The 15,424-nt window shown below is 63.5% G+C and carries 13 protein-coding genes; 3 read left to right on the top strand and 10 right to left on the bottom strand.

Annotation, left to right across the window (positions count from 1 at the left end; genetic code table 11):
• Positions 1–77: 77 nt before the first annotated feature.
• The 7 genes from ptsP to PQR32_RS21955 form a co-directional block, all read right to left on the bottom strand.
• Positions 78–1,826 (bottom strand): phosphoenolpyruvate--protein phosphotransferase, encoded by a 1,749-nt coding sequence (gene ptsP / locus PQR32_RS21985; protein ID WP_408231576.1) that lies wholly within the window; start codon positions 1,824–1,826, stop codon positions 78–80.
• Positions 1,827–2,127: 301 nt separating this feature from the next.
• The gene (locus PQR32_RS21980; RefSeq protein WP_012431596.1) at positions 2,128–2,397 is read right to left on the bottom strand and encodes an HPr family phosphocarrier protein; all 270 of its coding nucleotides are present in this window, start codon (positions 2,395–2,397) and stop codon (positions 2,128–2,130) included.
• Positions 2,398–2,493: 96 nt separating this feature from the next.
• Complete coding sequence (locus PQR32_RS21975; RefSeq protein WP_408231573.1) at positions 2,494–3,021, bottom strand: PTS sugar transporter subunit IIA; 528 nt, start codon at positions 3,019–3,021, stop codon at positions 2,494–2,496.
• A 343-nt stretch (positions 3,022–3,364) separates the two neighbouring features.
• On the bottom strand, positions 3,365–4,321 hold the full coding sequence (gene gshB / locus PQR32_RS21970; protein WP_408231571.1) for a glutathione synthase: 957 nt from the start codon (positions 4,319–4,321) through the stop codon (positions 3,365–3,367).
• A gap of 102 nt (positions 4,322–4,423) precedes the next feature.
• The gene (gshA, locus tag PQR32_RS21965; RefSeq protein ID WP_408231569.1) at positions 4,424–5,713 is read right to left on the bottom strand and encodes a glutamate--cysteine ligase; all 1,290 of its coding nucleotides are present in this window, start codon (positions 5,711–5,713) and stop codon (positions 4,424–4,426) included.
• 236 nt (positions 5,714–5,949) lie between these two features.
• Positions 5,950–7,458: an ammonium transporter gene (locus PQR32_RS21960; protein ID WP_408231566.1), complete on the bottom strand. Its 1,509-nt coding sequence runs from the start codon at positions 7,456–7,458 to the stop codon at positions 5,950–5,952.
• Between the two features lie 44 nt (positions 7,459–7,502).
• Positions 7,503–7,841: a P-II family nitrogen regulator gene (locus PQR32_RS21955; protein ID WP_006048089.1), complete on the bottom strand. Its 339-nt coding sequence runs from the start codon at positions 7,839–7,841 to the stop codon at positions 7,503–7,505.
• A gap of 399 nt (positions 7,842–8,240) precedes the next feature.
• Here PQR32_RS21955 and PQR32_RS21950 point away from each other — a divergent pair, with 399 nt between their 5' ends.
• Together PQR32_RS21950 and PQR32_RS21945 are read left to right on the top strand one after the other, a co-directional pair.
• Positions 8,241–8,495: an accessory factor UbiK family protein gene (locus PQR32_RS21950; RefSeq protein ID WP_012431591.1), complete on the top strand. Its 255-nt coding sequence runs from the start codon at positions 8,241–8,243 to the stop codon at positions 8,493–8,495.
• A gap of 121 nt (positions 8,496–8,616) precedes the next feature.
• Positions 8,617–10,218, top strand: a complete 1,602-nt coding sequence (locus PQR32_RS21945) for a YifB family Mg chelatase-like AAA ATPase (protein ID WP_408231563.1) — start codon at positions 8,617–8,619, stop codon at positions 10,216–10,218.
• A gap of 343 nt (positions 10,219–10,561) precedes the next feature.
• Here the strand turns inward: PQR32_RS21945 and PQR32_RS21940 are convergent, their stop codons facing one another.
• Positions 10,562–11,062, bottom strand: coding sequence for a hypothetical protein (locus PQR32_RS21940; protein ID WP_408231560.1), 501 nt, complete (start codon positions 11,060–11,062; stop codon positions 10,562–10,564).
• Positions 11,063–11,411: 349 nt separating this feature from the next.
• Between PQR32_RS21940 and PQR32_RS21935 the strand changes: the two genes are divergently transcribed.
• Positions 11,412–11,942 carry a TlpA disulfide reductase family protein gene (locus PQR32_RS21935; RefSeq protein WP_408231557.1) on the top strand — a complete coding sequence of 177 codons (531 nt, stop codon included), beginning with the start codon at positions 11,412–11,414 and terminating at the stop codon, positions 11,940–11,942.
• A gap of 78 nt (positions 11,943–12,020) precedes the next feature.
• On the opposite strand, the gene PQR32_RS21930 is transcribed toward PQR32_RS21935, so the two are convergent.
• The gene (locus PQR32_RS21930; RefSeq protein WP_408231830.1) at positions 12,021–13,370 is read right to left on the bottom strand and encodes a sigma-54-dependent transcriptional regulator; all 1,350 of its coding nucleotides are present in this window, start codon (positions 13,368–13,370) and stop codon (positions 12,021–12,023) included.
• A gap of 20 nt (positions 13,371–13,390) precedes the next feature.
• Positions 13,391–15,391, bottom strand: coding sequence for a sensor histidine kinase (locus PQR32_RS21925; protein ID WP_408231554.1), 2,001 nt, complete (start codon positions 15,389–15,391; stop codon positions 13,391–13,393).
• Positions 15,392–15,424: the final 33 nt, after the last annotated feature.

Genomic DNA, 15,424 nt, shown 5'->3' with positions numbered 1-15,424 from the left:
AGCCTCAACCGCACGCTGAAACAGAAACGCCGCACAATGTGCGGCGTCTCTTTATCTGACGAAGCGAACGTGGCGACTCAGACCAGCATCACACGCTTGAGCGCAGCCTGCACCTCTTCTGGTTCGAACGAAGCCAGCACGTCGGCCACCGGTTTTTCCAATGTCTTCAGATGCGAGCGCAGCACTTCCTGCTTGACCACCAGCAACTGGCTCGGATGCATCGAAAACTCGGTGAGGCCCATGCCGAGCAATAGACGCGTCAACGCTGGATCCCCCGCCATCTCACCGCAAACCGAGACCGGCACGCCGGCCCGCTTCGCTTCGCGCAGCGTAAATGCGATCAGATGCAGCACCGCCGGATGCAGCGGGTCGTACAGATGCGCGACCGAATTGTCCGCGCGATCGATCGCGAGCGTGTACTGGATCAGATCGTTGGTGCCGATCGACAGAAAATCGAGCCGCTTCAGGAACAGCGGCAAAGCGATGGCGGCGGCCGGAATCTCAATCATCGCGCCGACCTGCACGTTCGGATCGTAGGCCATGCCTGCGTCGTCGAGCTGACGCTTGGCTTCGCGAATCAGATCGAGCGTCTGGTCGATTTCCTGCGCATGCGCGAGCATCGGAATCAGAATCTTCACCGAGCCGAACGCCGACGCACGCAGAATCGCGCGCAACTGCGTGAGAAACATCTGCGGCTCGGAGAGGCTCCAGCGAATCGCTCTCAGCCCCAAGGCCGGGTTTGCGGCGGTCTCGTAGCCGTCGCCCCCGCCCATCGAATCGAGCGGCTTGTCGGCGCCCACGTCGATCGTGCGGATGGTGACCGGCAGGCCGTTCATCAACTCGACCGCGCGACGGTACGCGCCGAACTGCTCTTCCTCTTCCGGCAAGCGGTCCTTGTGATTCATGAACAGGAACTCGGTGCGGAACAGGCCGACGCCCGTCGCACCCGCGTCGATCGCGGCGAGCGCGTCGTCCGGCAACTCGATGTTCGCGCACAGTTCGATGCGGGTGCCGCACAGCGTCTGCGTAGGCGAAAACTTCAGCCGCTGCAGCTTGCGCTGCTCGAGCGCTTTCTCGCTCTGCCGATACGAGTACTCTTCCAGCACGATCGGCGCGGGGTCGACGATCACAATGCCGTGATCGCCGTCTACGATGATCAGGTCGTCCTGACGAATCAGCGCGCTCGCGTGCTGCACGCCGACCGCGGCCGGAATGCCCAGGCTGCGCGCGACGATCGCCGTATGCGACGTGCGGCCGCCGAGGTCCGTGACGAAACCCTGAAACGTCTGGGTCTTGAACTGCATCATGTCGGCCGGCGCGATGTCGTGCGCGACCACGATCATCTCGTCGCAGGCACCGTGCACGCCATCGCCCAGCGCCACCGACGCGCCGGCAAGCGCCTTCAGCACGCGCTCCACTACCTGTTCGATGTCGGCTTTGCGTTCGCGCAGGTACTCGTCCTCGATATCGTCGAAATGGCGCGACAGGCGCTCGAGTTGTTCGGTCAGCGCCCACTCCACGTTGTAGCGGCGCGTGCGGATCAGGTCGAAGGTTTCCTGCACGAGCATCGCATCGTTCAGGATCATTGAATGAACAGTGATAAACGCGCCCATTTCACTGGGCGCGTCCGCCGCGAGATCGGCACGCAGCGTTTCGAGCTCGTAATGCACGTGTTGCTGGGCCGTGCGAAAGCGCTCGATCTCGCTCTCGATCTGGGCGGGTTCGATCAGATAGTGGTCTACGTCAAGTGCAGCCGGGGCGATCAGATAAGCCCGCCCGATGGCGATACCGCGTGACACGGGAATTCCATGCAGCGTGAAGGACACGCGCACCTCCTCTAGTTGTGTAATGCCGCGGCAAACCGCTGCAATGCTCTCAGACACTGTCCGTCATTATAAATTCCGCGCCCTTTGCAGGTGCGCCGGGGCTGTGTGCAGTGCAGCACGAAATACCGTAAGCAGCCGTTGCGTGCGCCTTCATCCGTCTCGCTTCGCGCAACGCGAGTCTTGCATGCGCATGTCGACGCGCGCGCCCTCACGCGCGTTTCGTCTGCCCATTGTCATGCGCTAAAAAAAACGCCGCGGACAACCGCGGCGTTTTTGCTCATCGCAACGTGGACGCGCCAGCTCACTGCCCTTCGCCGAATTTATCGGCAATCAGTTTCAACAATGCGTCCATCGCTTCTTTTTCGTCCGAGCCTTCCGTTTCGATCAGCACCGTGCTGCCGATGCCCGCGGCCAGCATCATCACACCCATGATGCTCTTGGCGTTGATGCGGCGGCCATTGCGGCTCATCCAGATTTCCGCCTGATAGTTGCCCGCGAGTTGGGTCAACTTGGCCGACGCGCGCGCGTGCAGCCCCAGCTTGTTCACAATAGTCGTTTCCTGTTGCAGCATGTGATGGTCCGAAGCGCGGGTAAGTGTTGTTGTGAAAGGTGAAACTGCTAAGCGGTTGCAATGCGTTTGACGCCCAGGGCGAGCCGGCGGAACGACTTATAAGCCGGCCGAGTCGGCTTTCTGCGTCAGGTCGGCCTCGGGGGGCAACGCAGGCATACAGTCAGCCGATGCCGCCTCCGGCGGCAAAGCCGGCAAACAGTCGCCGGATTCCGCCGTGGGCGCGATGGGCGCCGGGGTCGCCGGTCCGATTGCATGCACGCCCTTGGTGGCGCCGGCGAGTGCCTTGTCGACCAGCGTGTCGAGCGGCGTGGCGCGATAACAGACCGCGCGCACCAGCATCGGCAAGTTGACGCCGCACAGCACGCGCACGTCCGGCAGCGACGCGAGCCGTCCGGCGATATTCGCCGGCGTGGCGCCGAACATATCCGTGAGGACGAGCGCGCCGTTTTCTTCCTTCAGACGCTCGATTTCCGAGTTCGCAAACGCAACCTGCTGTGCGGGATCGCAATCCGGCGATACGTCGATCACGCCGATGCGAGCCGGCAAGCCACCATAGATGTGCGAAATACAATCGCGCAACGCGGTGGCGAACGGAGCGTGCGCAATGATCAGAATGCCTGCCATGTCAGCCTTACTGCAAAAGAACGGCCCCGAACCGTGGACCGGGACAAAGCCCGGTTCGTCAGCGCCCTCTGCCGGCCGTGGGCCATGAGGGCCGGAACGCATCGTTTGACGAGCGGCCTGCCGCGCATGGCATCGTGCCTGCGCTAGCGAAACACTGCTCGCCTACAGTCCGCAAACCATGCCAGTGACACCCGTCGGGTGCCAGCGATTGCGCCTGGCGCGGAGGAGCGGGCATTGTAGCAGGCTCATTTTCGCGCCAAATCCGGCGTGCTGCGTGATGCGGATTTACTACACAGTTTGGGGGGCATGGCGGGCATTCAAGTGCCGGCACCGGGCCACGCGATCAGCCCGCTGCGCGCTCCAATGCGTCGATGAACATGGCCGCGACGTCGAAGCCGGTTTGATCCATGATCTCGCGGAAACACGTCGGGCTCGTTACGTTCACTTCGGTCAGCCAGTCGCCGATCGCGTCCAGTCCGACCAGCAGCAAACCGCGCGCAGCGAGCACCGGCGCCAGCGTATCGGCGATCTTGCGGTCATGCTCGGTCAGCGGACGCGCTACGCCGAGGCCACCGGCCGCGAGATTGCCGCGCACTTCATTGCCCTGAGGAATACGCGCGAGCGAATACGGCACGGCTTCGCCGCCGATCAGCAAGATGCGCTTGTCACCTTCTTTGATCTCGGGGATGAATTTCTGCGCCATCACCGAACGCGCGCCGTCGTGGCTCAGCATTTCGATGATCGAACCGAGGTTCATGCCGTCGGCCTTCACGCGAAACACGCCCATGCCGCCCATGCCGTCGAGCGGCTTCAGGATCACGTCGCCGTGTTCTTCATGGAAGGCACGCAAACGGCTCGCGTCGCGCGTAACCAGTGTGGGCGTGACGAACTGCGCGAACTCGCCGATCGCGAGCTTTTCCGAGTGATCGCGAATCGCCTGCGGTTTGTTGAAGATGCGCGCGCCGCCGCGTTCGGCCATTTCGAGCAGCCACGTCGATGTGACGTATTCCATGTCGAACGGCGGGTCTTTGCGCATCACCACGGCGCTGAAGCTGTTGAGCGAGCGCGGTGCGGCCGGTTCGGCGTCGTACCAGACTTCGCGATGCAGATCGGTGACGTCGCCGACAATCGCAAAGCGCTGCACGTTCGCCTCGACCTCGCCGCCCGTCCACGCCAGATGCTTCGGCTCGCACGTGTACACCACGTGACCGCGGCGGGCCGCTTCGGCCATCATCGCGTAGGTCGAGTCTTTGTAGATCTTGAATTGCGTGAGCGGATCGGCGATGAAAAGAATGTCCATGGAGGTCCCGGTGCGCCCTGACGGGCTTGGCATTGATCGTAAATATAGTCGTTGAAAATGGCGATGGCGGCACGCATGCCGCCATCGACCACCCGCGGTGGCTTAGACCTGAATCGCTTCCGGATCGGTCTTTTCCAGTTCCACCGAGGCGGCCAGCAGCCCGAGCCGCGCCACCACGCCGTACATATAGAAGCGGTTCGGCGGCGCCGCGCCCGGCTTGGCGTGCGCATCGGGCAGCGCCGTGTGCTCGAAGCCGAGCGGCACGAAGTGCATGCCCGGCGCGTTCAGATTCTGATCGCGCTCGCGACTGCCGTGCACGCGGTAGAAGCCGCCCACCACGTAGCGGTCGATCATGTACACAACCGGCTCGGCCACTTCTTCGCCGATGCGCTCGAAGGTGTACACGCCTTCCTGCACGATCACGTCATGCACTTCCAGGCCGTCTTTGGTCGCGGCCATCTTGGCGCGTTCACGCTTGGTGAGCGCGGCGACTTCCGACGCGTCGTGCACGGTCATCACACCCATGCCGTACGTACCCGCATCCGACTTGATGACGACATACGGTTTTTCGGAGATGCCGTACTCGCGATACTTCTTGGCGATCTTCTTCAACACGCCGTCGATCGCGTCCGTCAGCGCTTCCTCGCCGGTGCGTTCCTGGAAGTCGACGCCTTCCACGTGCGCGAAGTACGGATTGATCATCCACGGATCGATCTCGACCATCTTCGCGAACTTCTTCGCGACGTCGTCATAGCAGGAAAAATGCGTCGATTTACGGCGAACGGCCCAGCCCGCATGCAGCGGCGGCAGCAAATACTGCTCGTGCAGATTTTCCAGCACGGGCGGAATGCCGCCCGACAGGTCGTTATTCAGCAGAATCGAGCACGGGTCGAAATTCTTCAGGCCGAGGCGCCGCTGCGAGCGCTCGAGCGGTTCGCGCACGAGTTTCTGGCCGTCGGAGAGCGCGATCGTGACCGGCCCGTTGATGGTTTCGTCGAGCGTGCCGAAACGCACGTTCAAGCCGGCCTGGCGCATGATCGCGGCCAGACGGGCGACATTCTCGAGATAAAACGCGTTGCGCGTGTGGCGTTCGGGAATCACCAGCAGGTTCTTGGCGTCCGGGCAGATCTTCTCGATCGATGCCATCGCAGCCTGCACGGCGAGCGGCAACACTTCCTGTGGCAGATTGTTGAATGCGCCAGGAAACAGATTGGTGTCGACCGGCGCGAGCTTGAAACCCGCGTTGCGCAGATCGACGGAACAGTAGAACGGTGGCGTGTGCTCCTGCCATTCGAGCCGGAACCAGCGTTCGATGGCGGGAGTAGCGTCGAGGATCTTCCGCTCAAGATCGAGCAGCGGGCCGTTTAACGCCGTAACTAGGTGCGGAACCATTGATCACTCGCAGACTGGAGAAAAAAGATTGTAGAGCAAATGCTTTGTCCATTTGGGGACGGTTTCTCCATTCGCAAGCGGACGCGAATGCATTCTCGCTATCGCCATCATAGGCGGGGAAAACTACCGTTTACAAGATAGCCCGCAAGAAAAAAGCCCGCCATGAAGGCGGGCCAAAATCGCTGCGCTTAGTCGTGATCCAGCGAGTCCGGGAGCGCGGGCTCGCGGTGTGTTGCTTATTCGACGTGTTCGCCGTGGAGCGTCACGTCCAGACCTTCGCGTTCCTGTTCTTCGGTCACACGCAGGCCCATCACCATGTCGATGATCTTCAGCAGGATGAAGCTCACCACGCCGCTGTAGATCAGCGTCGTCAGCACGCCCTTGGCTTGCAGGATCACGCTGCCGTCCGCGCCGCCGATGTCCTTGACCGCGAACACGCCGGTCAGGAGCGCACCCACGATACCGCCGATGCAGTGCACGCCGAACGCGTCGAGCGAGTCGTCGTAACCGAACTTGTGCTTGAGCCACGTTGCCGACCAGAAGCACACCACGCCTGCCACGATACCGATCACCAGCGACCCTGCCATACCCACGAAGCCCGAAGCCGGCGTAATCGCCACCAGACCTGCCACCGCGCCCGACACGATACCGAGCACCGACGGCTTACCCTTGGCTGCCCATTCGGCGAACATCCATGCGAGTGCTGCTGCCGCCGTTGCCACTTGCGTTGCGAACATCGCGAAACCGGCACGGCCATCAGCCGCCACTGCCGAACCCGCGTTGAAGCCAAACCAGCCCACCCACAACATGGCGCCACCGATCAGCGTGAGCGTCAGGTTGTGCGGCGCCATCGCTTCCTTGCCGTAGCCGACACGCTTGCCGAGCACCAGCGCGCAGACCAGCGCCGCGATACCAGCGTTGATGTGAACGACCGTGCCGCCCGCGAAGTCGAGGATGCCCGCGCTAGCCAGCCAGCCGGTCGGTTCCCAGACCATGTGCGCGATCGGCGAGTAGACGATGATCGACCACAGCGTCATGAACACCAGCATCGCCGAGAACTTCATGCGGTCGGCAAACGCGCCCGTGATCAGCGCCGGGGTAATGATCGCGAACGTCATCTGATAGACGACGTAGACCGTTTCCGGGATCGTCGGTGCGAGGTGGCTGACGGTCAGCGTCGTGGCCTTGTCGCCCTTGATGTAGTTCATGCCCGCCATGAAGAAGCGCGAGAAGCCGCCAATGAACGAGTTGCCCGGCGTGAAGGCGAGGCTGTAGCCCACCACGACCCAGATGATCGACACAAGGCAGGTAATCGCGAAGCTTTGCATCAGGATCGCGAGCACGCTCTTCTTGCGGACCATGCCGCCGTAGAACAGCGCCAGACCCGGGATCGTCATGAACAGCACGAGCGCGGTGGAGGTCAGCATCCAGGCAGTGTCGCCCGAATTGATCTTCGACGAATCGACCGAGAACGGCGCGGTCGGGGCAGCCGGCGCAGCGTCCGATGCTGCGGGTGCGGCGGCGGCCGCGCTGGCAGCCGGTGCGGCGGACGCGTCAGCGGCCGGTGCCGAAGCCGCGGCGGCAGCGGGTGCGGCCGTTGCGTCCGGTGCCGGCGCGCTCGCCGTCGTATCGGAAGCAGCGGCCGAAGCGGCTGCGGGGGCGGAAGCGTCGTCCGCGAGGGCGGCGCCGATACCGCCCGCGAGCAGCGAACCGGCCATCAGCAAGGACATCATTAATTTGCGCATCTTTCGTTTCCTCTTGTCGCTATCTGTGTCGCTATCTTTTGGTATTACAGAGCGTCCGCGCCGGTCTCCCCGGTACGGATCCGAATCACCTGCTCGATCGGCGTGACGAAGATCTTGCCGTCGCCGATCTTGCCGGTGCGTGCCGCGCGCTCGAGCGCCTCGATTGCCTGGTCGACGATGTCGTCCGAGACAGCCGCCTCGATCTTCACCTTCGGCAGGAAATCGACGACGTATTCAGCGCCGCGATACAGCTCCGTGTGGCCCTTCTGGCGACCGAAGCCTTTGACTTCCGTCACCGTGATGCCCGAGACGCCGATGGCCGACAAGGCTTCGCGCGCCTCATCGAGCTTGAACGGCTTGATGATTGCGGTAATGAGTTTCATGAAATCCCTCGCTTAGTTGCGTAACCCGTTTGCGTAACTCTCGTTGCGTACCCGTAAACCGTTCGCGTGGTCTCGTTCCGCTGCCGGTAAATGGCGCCGGCAGTGCGCGCGGGGCAGTAACAGCAACTCGCATGCCATGTTGTGTCAGACTCCGCTCTGTGGACGTCGCAAAAGGGGCGCAAGCCGCCCTGGCCAGACGGCCAACGTCGGCGGGGGCACGCTGGCGCGGCGTATGGATCGTTGCTAGAGTGTTCGAAGGTCTTGAACGCACGGGCGCGCACCAAAGGGGCTCATGCGGCAACGGCACGCAACGGGACATGCACCAACACCGCCCATTTGCTGTCACAAAGCACAGGCCTAACGAAACATGCACATTTTTTGTGCACCAAGGGGAACACCATGAAACAACCAAACGATGTTTTTAACGACTTTCAGGCCCGCATGAGCGAGCTGTTCAAGAACTCGCCGGCCAAAGATGTCGAACGCAACGTCAAAGCCATGCTGTCGCAGGGTTTCTCGAAGCTCGATCTGGTCACACGTGAGGAATTCGATACCCAGACCCAAGTGCTGGTGCGCACGCGCGCTCGCCTGGAAGAGCTGGAGCGCCGCGTCGCCGAACTCGAACAGAAGCTGCCGGTCACGCAAACGCCGTAACGCTTTGCTCGCGGCGTGATCGCCGCGCAGTGCTGCACATCACAGGCAAGCGAGCCGTGACGTCATCAGCGTTTTAGGGGACTTGCGCGCGCCATCGGCGCGCCGTCCGACGGGAGAAAACATGTCGCTTGCCGTGGTGCGCAGTCGCGCGCCGGCCTCTGGCCGCGCGCCCGAAGTAACCGTCGAGGTCCACCTCGCAAACGGATTACCCTCTTTTTCGATCGTCGGCCTGCCTGATCTGGAAGTGCGCGAAAGCCGCGAGCGCGTACGCGCGGCGCTGCAGAACTGCAATTTCGACTTCCCCGTCCGACGCATCACCGTCAATCTCGCGCCGGCCGATCTGCCGAAGGAATCCGGCCGCTTCGATCTGCCAATCGCGTTGGGCATTCTCGCGGCGAGCGGCCAGATTCCCGCCGAGTCTTTGCTGCATCGTGAATTCGCGGGCGAACTGTCGTTGACCGGCGCGCTCAGGCCGATGCGCGGCGCTTTCGCTATGGCATGCGGAACGGCGCGCAACGCCGTAGCTCAAGTTGGAGGCGGTGCGCCGCAATCCGCCGGGATTGCGAGCGAGCTTATTGCATGCGAGGCACGCGCGCATTCCACGCCTCAGCTCTATCTGCCCGCCGCGAGCGCGGCGGAAGCGGCGCTCGTACCCGGCGTCGATGTCTACGGCGCCGCCGATCTGCCGTCGTTGTGCGCTCACCTCGCGGGAGCGCCGGACGCGCGGCTCTATCCAGTCGCCGTGCCGGACCTCGCGGAAAGCCCAACCGCCGTCGTACCGGATATGGGCGATGTCATTGGTCAACGCGGCGCGCGCCGGGCGCTTGAAGTTGCCGCGGCCGGCGGCCATCACGTCTTGCTGGTCGGGCCGCCCGGCGCGGGCAAATCGATGCTCGCCGCCCGCCTGCCGGGCCTGCTACCGCCCATGACCGACGACGAAGCGCTCGCCTCCGCTGCGTTGCTGTCCGCCAGCCGGGCCGGTTTCGCGCCTGCGCAATGGCGTCGGCGGCCGTTTCGCGCGCCGCATCATTCGTCGAGCGCCGCGGCGCTGGTCGGCGGGCGCAATCCCCCGCAGCCCGGTGAAATTACGCTGGCGCACCTGGGCGTACTTTTTTTGGACGAAATTCCCGAGTTCGATCGTCATGTGCTCGAAACGCTGCGTGAACCGCTCGAAGCCGGCCGCATCACGATTTCACGCGCCGCCCTGCAAGCGGATTTCCCGGCCGCCTGCCAGTTGATCGCCGCCATGAATCCCTGTCCATGCGGCTGGCGCGGCGATCCCAACGGCCGCTGCCGCTGCACATCCGAGATCGCTGCGCGCTATTTGCGCAAGCTTTCCGGTCCCTTGCTCGACCGGATCGACATCCAGCTCGAGATTCCGGCGCTCACGCCGGCGGAACTGTCCGCCCGTTCGACGGCGGCCGGCGAGACAAGCGCGGCCATTGCGGCACGCGTCAGCCTCGCCCGCGAGCGGCAATTGAGCCGTCAGGGCAAAACCAATCGTGAACTGGGAGGACGGGAAGTGGACGAAGTCTGCCGCCCCGACTCAGCGGGGGAAGCCTTGCTGCGCGAAGCAGGCGAGCGCTTCGGCTGGTCGGCGCGTGCTTACTACCGGGTTCTGAAGGTGGCGCGTACCATCGCCGACCTCGCCGGGGCGCCCATGCCGAGCGCCGCGCAGATCGGTGAAGCGATCCAGTATCGCCGGGCTTTTGGCTCCCTATGAGGCGAAAAACATGCTGTCAAGACTTGACTTATGCACACGCACACGTTCCAGATAGATTTTGAAACAACTGAAAGGTACGTTGCGGGTCGCATCCAAAAGGCATTGATTTGATTGACTTTTTTTAACGACATCGAGCGAGTCGAATCTGACAGGGTGCCCACAGAATGGGCATCTCCGGCCTATTTGCCCGAGTTCTCAACAGAGTTATCCACAGGACTTGTGAGTAACAGGAAAACTTCAACGTAAACTGAGAATTAGCGCGAGATGCTGCCAAGGAACTTTCACTGTGCGCAGCACCTCAGTTGAGCCACATCACACGCCGAATCGGGCAAAAATACCGCTCTCAATACAGTTGGAACGACGAAAAAAATTGGTCGACCTGTTCCTGCTGCATTGGCCCGGACGCAATAATGGCCGCCTGATAGACATGCCGGCCGCGCGCCACGAGCCGGGCGTAGACGGTGCGCGCTTCGTGCTGCGAGCCCGCCTCGCCGCTCAGCTTCATTTCCAGGCCGAGCACCTGGCCGCCGGCAGCAAGCGGGATCTGCACGGCGCGCGCATCGGGCGCGGCGCCCACGTTACGGGCAAGGCCGGTGCGCAGGAAATCGAGCGCAGCGCGTTGGGTGGCTTCGTCGTCGTTCGGCAGCATCACGGTGCCGACCGCGAAGACGGCGTCCCCGGCTTCGGCGGTCTGCATCACCATCTGCATCGGCGTGCCGTTGATCTGCACGGCCCGCTGATCGTTGCCCGGCTTGGCCGGCAGGTCGATGGTGTAGCCGTTGTCGTTGTTCATGATGGTCCGCCAGTCGAAGGTCGGCGAGCAGGCGCTCAGCGCGGCGCCCATCGCCAAGGTGCAAGCCAGCGTGCCGAGGACTGCACGCGCGCTCGACAGCCATGACGCGGGGCCGGCCGCCACCCGGCGTGGAAAGCGCCCCGGCGAGCGGCTGGCAGAAGTAAGACAAGACGGAATTCGAGCGAGAAAGCGACTAACGCGACTGACGCGCAAAACAGTTCGGAACATGGGGACAGAAGATCGGACTGACCGGAACGTAAAGCCCTATTATCCGCTCCCGGCCGACGTCCTGCCGCTCCGCCGGAATGGGGCTACAATAGCGACGCTGTTCAGCACCGGGCCGAAAGCCCAGACCGACGCACTGTTCCGCGCGTTCCGCGCGACTCTCGAGGTTCCGTTCATGAGCTCCACCCCGTCCACCGCCGCCCGGCGCGCGAGTCCGCTTCGCTACATCGTGATCGCCGCCGTGGCCGTTGCGATCGCCATCGCCGGTTATTTCGCATTTGCCGGCCAGCAACGCGTGCCAGATGCGACCTTCACGCTGCTGTCCGGCCAGAAGGTCTCGACCGCCGACCTGAAAGGCAAGGTGTATCTCGTCAACTTCTGGGCGACGAGCTGCGATACCTGCATGAAGGAAATGCCGCAGATGGTCCAGACCTATAACCGCTTCAAGGGTCAGGGTCTCGAATTCGTCGCCGTGGCCATGAACTACGACGCGCCCATGTACGTAGCCAACTACACGCAAACTCGCCAGTTGCCGTTCAAGGTTGCGATGGACGACGGCTCGGCCGCCAAGCAGTTCGGCAACGTCCAGCTCACGCCGACCACGTTCCTGATCGACAAGGACGGCAAGATTCTCAAGCGCTATGTCGGCGAGCCGCAATTCGCGGAACTCGACCAACTACTGGAAAAGGCGCTGAAACCGGCCTAACCGCGCAGCGCAGCCTGACCCGCTTCAACTGAATCAAACACGCCGGCCTCGCACCTCGACGCCGGCGTTTTCATATCTTTACCGTTCCCCTTCCCCTTTGGCCGCGAGGCCATATCGCTTGATCTTCTCGTAGAGCGTCGCCTTGCCGAGCTGCAGCTTGTCTGCCGCGACCGCGACCACGCCGCCGGTCTGCTCCAACGCTTCCGCGATCACCGCCCGCTCGAATTGCTCGACGCGTTCCTTCAAGGGTTGTGTGGCCGCGCCGTCGTCGCCGAAAGACATGACCGGATCCTCGGCGACGCCGAGTACGAAGCGGTCGGCGGCGTTGCGCAGCTCCCGCACGTTGCCCGGCCAGTCACGCTGCATCAGGCCCGCGCGCTGACGATCGGTGAGGATCGGCGCAGGGCGTTGATAGCGGACGGCCGCGTCCAGCAGAAAGTGTTCGAAGAGCGGCACGATGTCCTCGCGACGCTCGCCCAACGGCGGCAACGCGATCGTCACCACGTTCAGCCGGTACAGCAGATCGCGCCGGAACGAGCCGTCCGCGACGTGCTCGGCCATGTCGCCCTTGGCCGCGGCGACCACGCGGCAATTCACGCGAATCGGCTGATTCGAGCCGAGCCGCTCCAGCACGCCGTCCTGTAGCACCCGCAGCAGCTTGACCTGCAACGCGAGGGGCATGCTCTCGATTTCATCCAGAAACAGCGTCCCGCCCGACGCATGTTCCAGCTTGCCGATACGGCGTTTCGCCGCGCCGGTGAAGGCGCCTGGCTCGTAGCCGAACATTTCCGACTCGAACATCGGCTCCGGCAACGCGCCGCAGTTCACCGCGATAAACGGCTTGTCACGCCGCGGCGAGAGTTCATGAAGACTGCGAGCGATCAACTCCTTGCCCGCGCCGGTGTCGCCGTTGATCAGCACGGAAGCGTCGGTGGGCGCGACATTGGCGATTAGCCGCCGCACCTGTTCGATGGCCGGACTCCTGCCAATGATCCGCGGCGCCACCGAATTCTGCTCTGCCAACTCACGGCGCAGCGCGAGGTTCTCCAGCACCAGCTTGCGGCGCTCCAACGCGCGCCGCACGGTTTCGATCAGACGCTCGGATGCAAAAGGCTTTTCGATGAAGTCGTAGGCGCCATCGCGCATCGCCTGAACGGCCATTGAAATATCGCCGTGGCCCGTGACCAGAATCACCGGCACGTCGGGCGCGCGCTCGTGGCATTGGGCCAGCAACTCCAGGCCGCTCGCGCCCGGCAAGCGAATGTCGCTGACGATCACACCGGAGAAGTCCGCGCTGATCGTCTTCGCCGCCGACTCCACCGACGCATGGCCGATCACGTCGAAACCCGCCAGTTGCAGACTCTGCACACTGGCGCGGCGCACCAGTTCGTCGTCTTCGATATACAGCACTTGCAGGCCGTGGTTCAGCATGGCGTTTCCCGTGTGATTCAGGAGCCCGTGGTCAGCGGGTCCGATGTGTGGCTCGTCTGCACGCGCGCGCGGCGCAGCGTCAACACGAATAATGCACCGCCGTCTGGGGCGTTGCGCGCCACCAGCGAGCCGCCGCAATCACGCGCGATCGACGACGATATCGCGAGTCCAAGCCCCAGCCCCTGGCCCATTTCCTTGGTGGTGAAGAACGGCTCGAACAGACGCGGCAGGACATCGTCGGGAATGCCGGGGCCGTTATCGCTCACGACGAACGACAGATTCGCATCGGCGACTTCGATCTCGATCGAAATGCACGGCGGATGGACATCGGCGGTCGCATCGAGCGCGTTGCCAAGCAGGTTGATCAGCACCTGTTCGAGCCGCAGATCGTCGCAATGCGCGATCAGTTCGGGATGGTCGTCGGCGAGACTCAGCGGCGTGCGCGTGCCGCTTTCCATATCGAGTAAAGCGAATTCGACCGCAACGCCCTGCAAGCGCTTTTGCAACAGCGCGACGACGTTGCGCAAGGCCCGCACGATCGGTGCGCGTGCGCTGCGTGGCCGCGCGCGTCCGACGAACAGTTTCAATTGATTGGTGATCTTGCCCATGCGCTCCGTGAGCGCGGCGATGGCCTCGAGATTTTCGCGCGCCGACGCCTGGTCGCCGCGTTCGAGCAGCACGCGCGTGTTGTCCGAGAAACCGCGCAACGCGGCGAGCGGCTGATTCAATTCATGCGTGATGCCGGCGGCCATCTGACCGAGGGCGGCGAGCTTGCTCGCCTGGATCAGTTCGTCGTGCGCGGCGCGCAATTCCTGCTCGGCGCGCGTGCGTTCAGCCACTTCCTTCTGCAACTGTTCGTTTGCCTGCGAGAGATCCGCGGTGCGCTCGGCGACCCGCCGGTTCAGTTCCGCGTAGGCCTTTTGCAGCAGCGCGCGGCTGCGCATCACTTCACGCACGCGGGCTCGGCGCATTCTCCAGTAGAACGCGAGCAACACGAGCGATACGTAGCCGAAGCCCGTGACGATGGTCGCCTTGCGCGCGTCGGCGTCGACCGGATCGACGGGCGACATGGTGATCAGATGCCAGTCCGGCTCGCCCATGCCGCGCCGCGACGCGAGATAACGCGGCGCATAGCGACCGCCGCCGATGCGCACGATCTGCGCGTTGCCTTCGAGCGTGCGTTCGATCGACACCGGTAGCGGCGCGATCGGCTGCTGTGCGTATTGACGCGCCTGGTAGATCGAATCGGCGACCGGTCCCGAGAGCGGCCGGATCGTGTGGTATTTCCACGCCGGCACCGACGAGAGAAAAACCACGCCGTGGTCGTCGGTCACGACGAGCGGTTCGGATGCATCCACGCCCTGAAACCATTCGAGATCGAGCTTGACGACCGCCACGCCGACGATCTTGCCCTCGCGCCGCACCGGCTGCGAGATGTAATAGCCCGGCGCCTGCGAGATCGTACCGATGCCGAAGAAGCGGCCCACGCCGCCTTTGACCGCATCGAGAAAATACGGCCGGAATTGGTAGCCCGCGCCGATGAAGCTGCCCGGCCCGCGCCAGTTGCTCGCCGCGACGCAGAAACCGTCGAGCGGAATGATGTAGGTGACCGTCGCGCGCGCGTGACGGTTCAGGTCTTCGAGATAAAGATTGGCGCGCTCGACGTTGGCCGGAGTGGGATTGACCAGCACGTCCTGCACGATGGGATGCTCCGCCAGCAGATAAGGCAGCGATTCGTAGCGTTCGAGCGTGCTCTTCAGCGCGCTGGTCGTACGGTCGACGCGCACCGCGGCGTTGCGCCGCAAATGGTCGATGCCGCTTTGCCACGCGATGCTGTACGTGAGCCCGCACGCCACCACGAGCCCGGCGACGAGCGCGAAGAGGATCAGCAGGCGTCGCGTCACGTTGGCAATATCCGATCTGAGAGGATCGTTTATTGTGGCATAAGGCGACGCGTCGTCGGCGTAAGCCTCGTCGGCCGACGGCGCGGGGGTTTGGCGCGCGGACGCCGGTTTCATATGCTGGCGTCCGCGGCCGTGAGCGTTGCGTTA

This window comes from Paraburkholderia dipogonis, assembly GCF_046027395.1.
Classification (GTDB): Bacteria; Pseudomonadota; Gammaproteobacteria; order Burkholderiales; family Burkholderiaceae; genus Paraburkholderia; species Paraburkholderia dipogonis_A.
The sequence above is the reverse complement of the archived record's forward strand: the minus strand, read 5'-3'. Positions and strand labels throughout refer to the sequence as shown.

Excerpts from the sequence above, each read along its gene's own strand:
- PQR32_RS21980 (WP_012431596.1), bottom strand. The coding sequence starts at position 2,397 with ATGCTGCAACAGGAAACGACTATTGTGAACAAGCTGGGGCTGCACGCG.
- PQR32_RS21975 (WP_408231573.1), bottom strand. The coding sequence starts at position 3,021 with ATGGCAGGCATTCTGATCATTGCGCACGCTCCGTTCGCCACCGCGTTG.
- gshB (WP_408231571.1), bottom strand. The coding sequence starts at position 4,321 with ATGGACATTCTTTTCATCGCCGATCCGCTCACGCAATTCAAGATCTAC.
- gshA (WP_408231569.1), bottom strand. The coding sequence starts at position 5,713 with ATGGTTCCGCACCTAGTTACGGCGTTAAACGGCCCGCTGCTCGATCTT.
- PQR32_RS21960 (WP_408231566.1), bottom strand. The coding sequence starts at position 7,458 with ATGCGCAAATTAATGATGTCCTTGCTGATGGCCGGTTCGCTGCTCGCG.
- PQR32_RS21955 (WP_006048089.1), bottom strand. The coding sequence starts at position 7,841 with ATGAAACTCATTACCGCAATCATCAAGCCGTTCAAGCTCGATGAGGCG.
- PQR32_RS21950 (WP_012431591.1), top strand. The coding sequence starts at position 8,241 with ATGAAACAACCAAACGATGTTTTTAACGACTTTCAGGCCCGCATGAGC.
- PQR32_RS21945 (WP_408231563.1), top strand. The coding sequence starts at position 8,617 with ATGTCGCTTGCCGTGGTGCGCAGTCGCGCGCCGGCCTCTGGCCGCGCG.
- PQR32_RS21940 (WP_408231560.1), bottom strand. The coding sequence starts at position 11,062 with ATGGGCGCCGCGCTGAGCGCCTGCTCGCCGACCTTCGACTGGCGGACC.
- PQR32_RS21935 (WP_408231557.1), top strand. The coding sequence starts at position 11,412 with ATGAGCTCCACCCCGTCCACCGCCGCCCGGCGCGCGAGTCCGCTTCGC.
- PQR32_RS21925 (WP_408231554.1), bottom strand. The coding sequence starts at position 15,391 with ATGAAACCGGCGTCCGCGCGCCAAACCCCCGCGCCGTCGGCCGACGAG.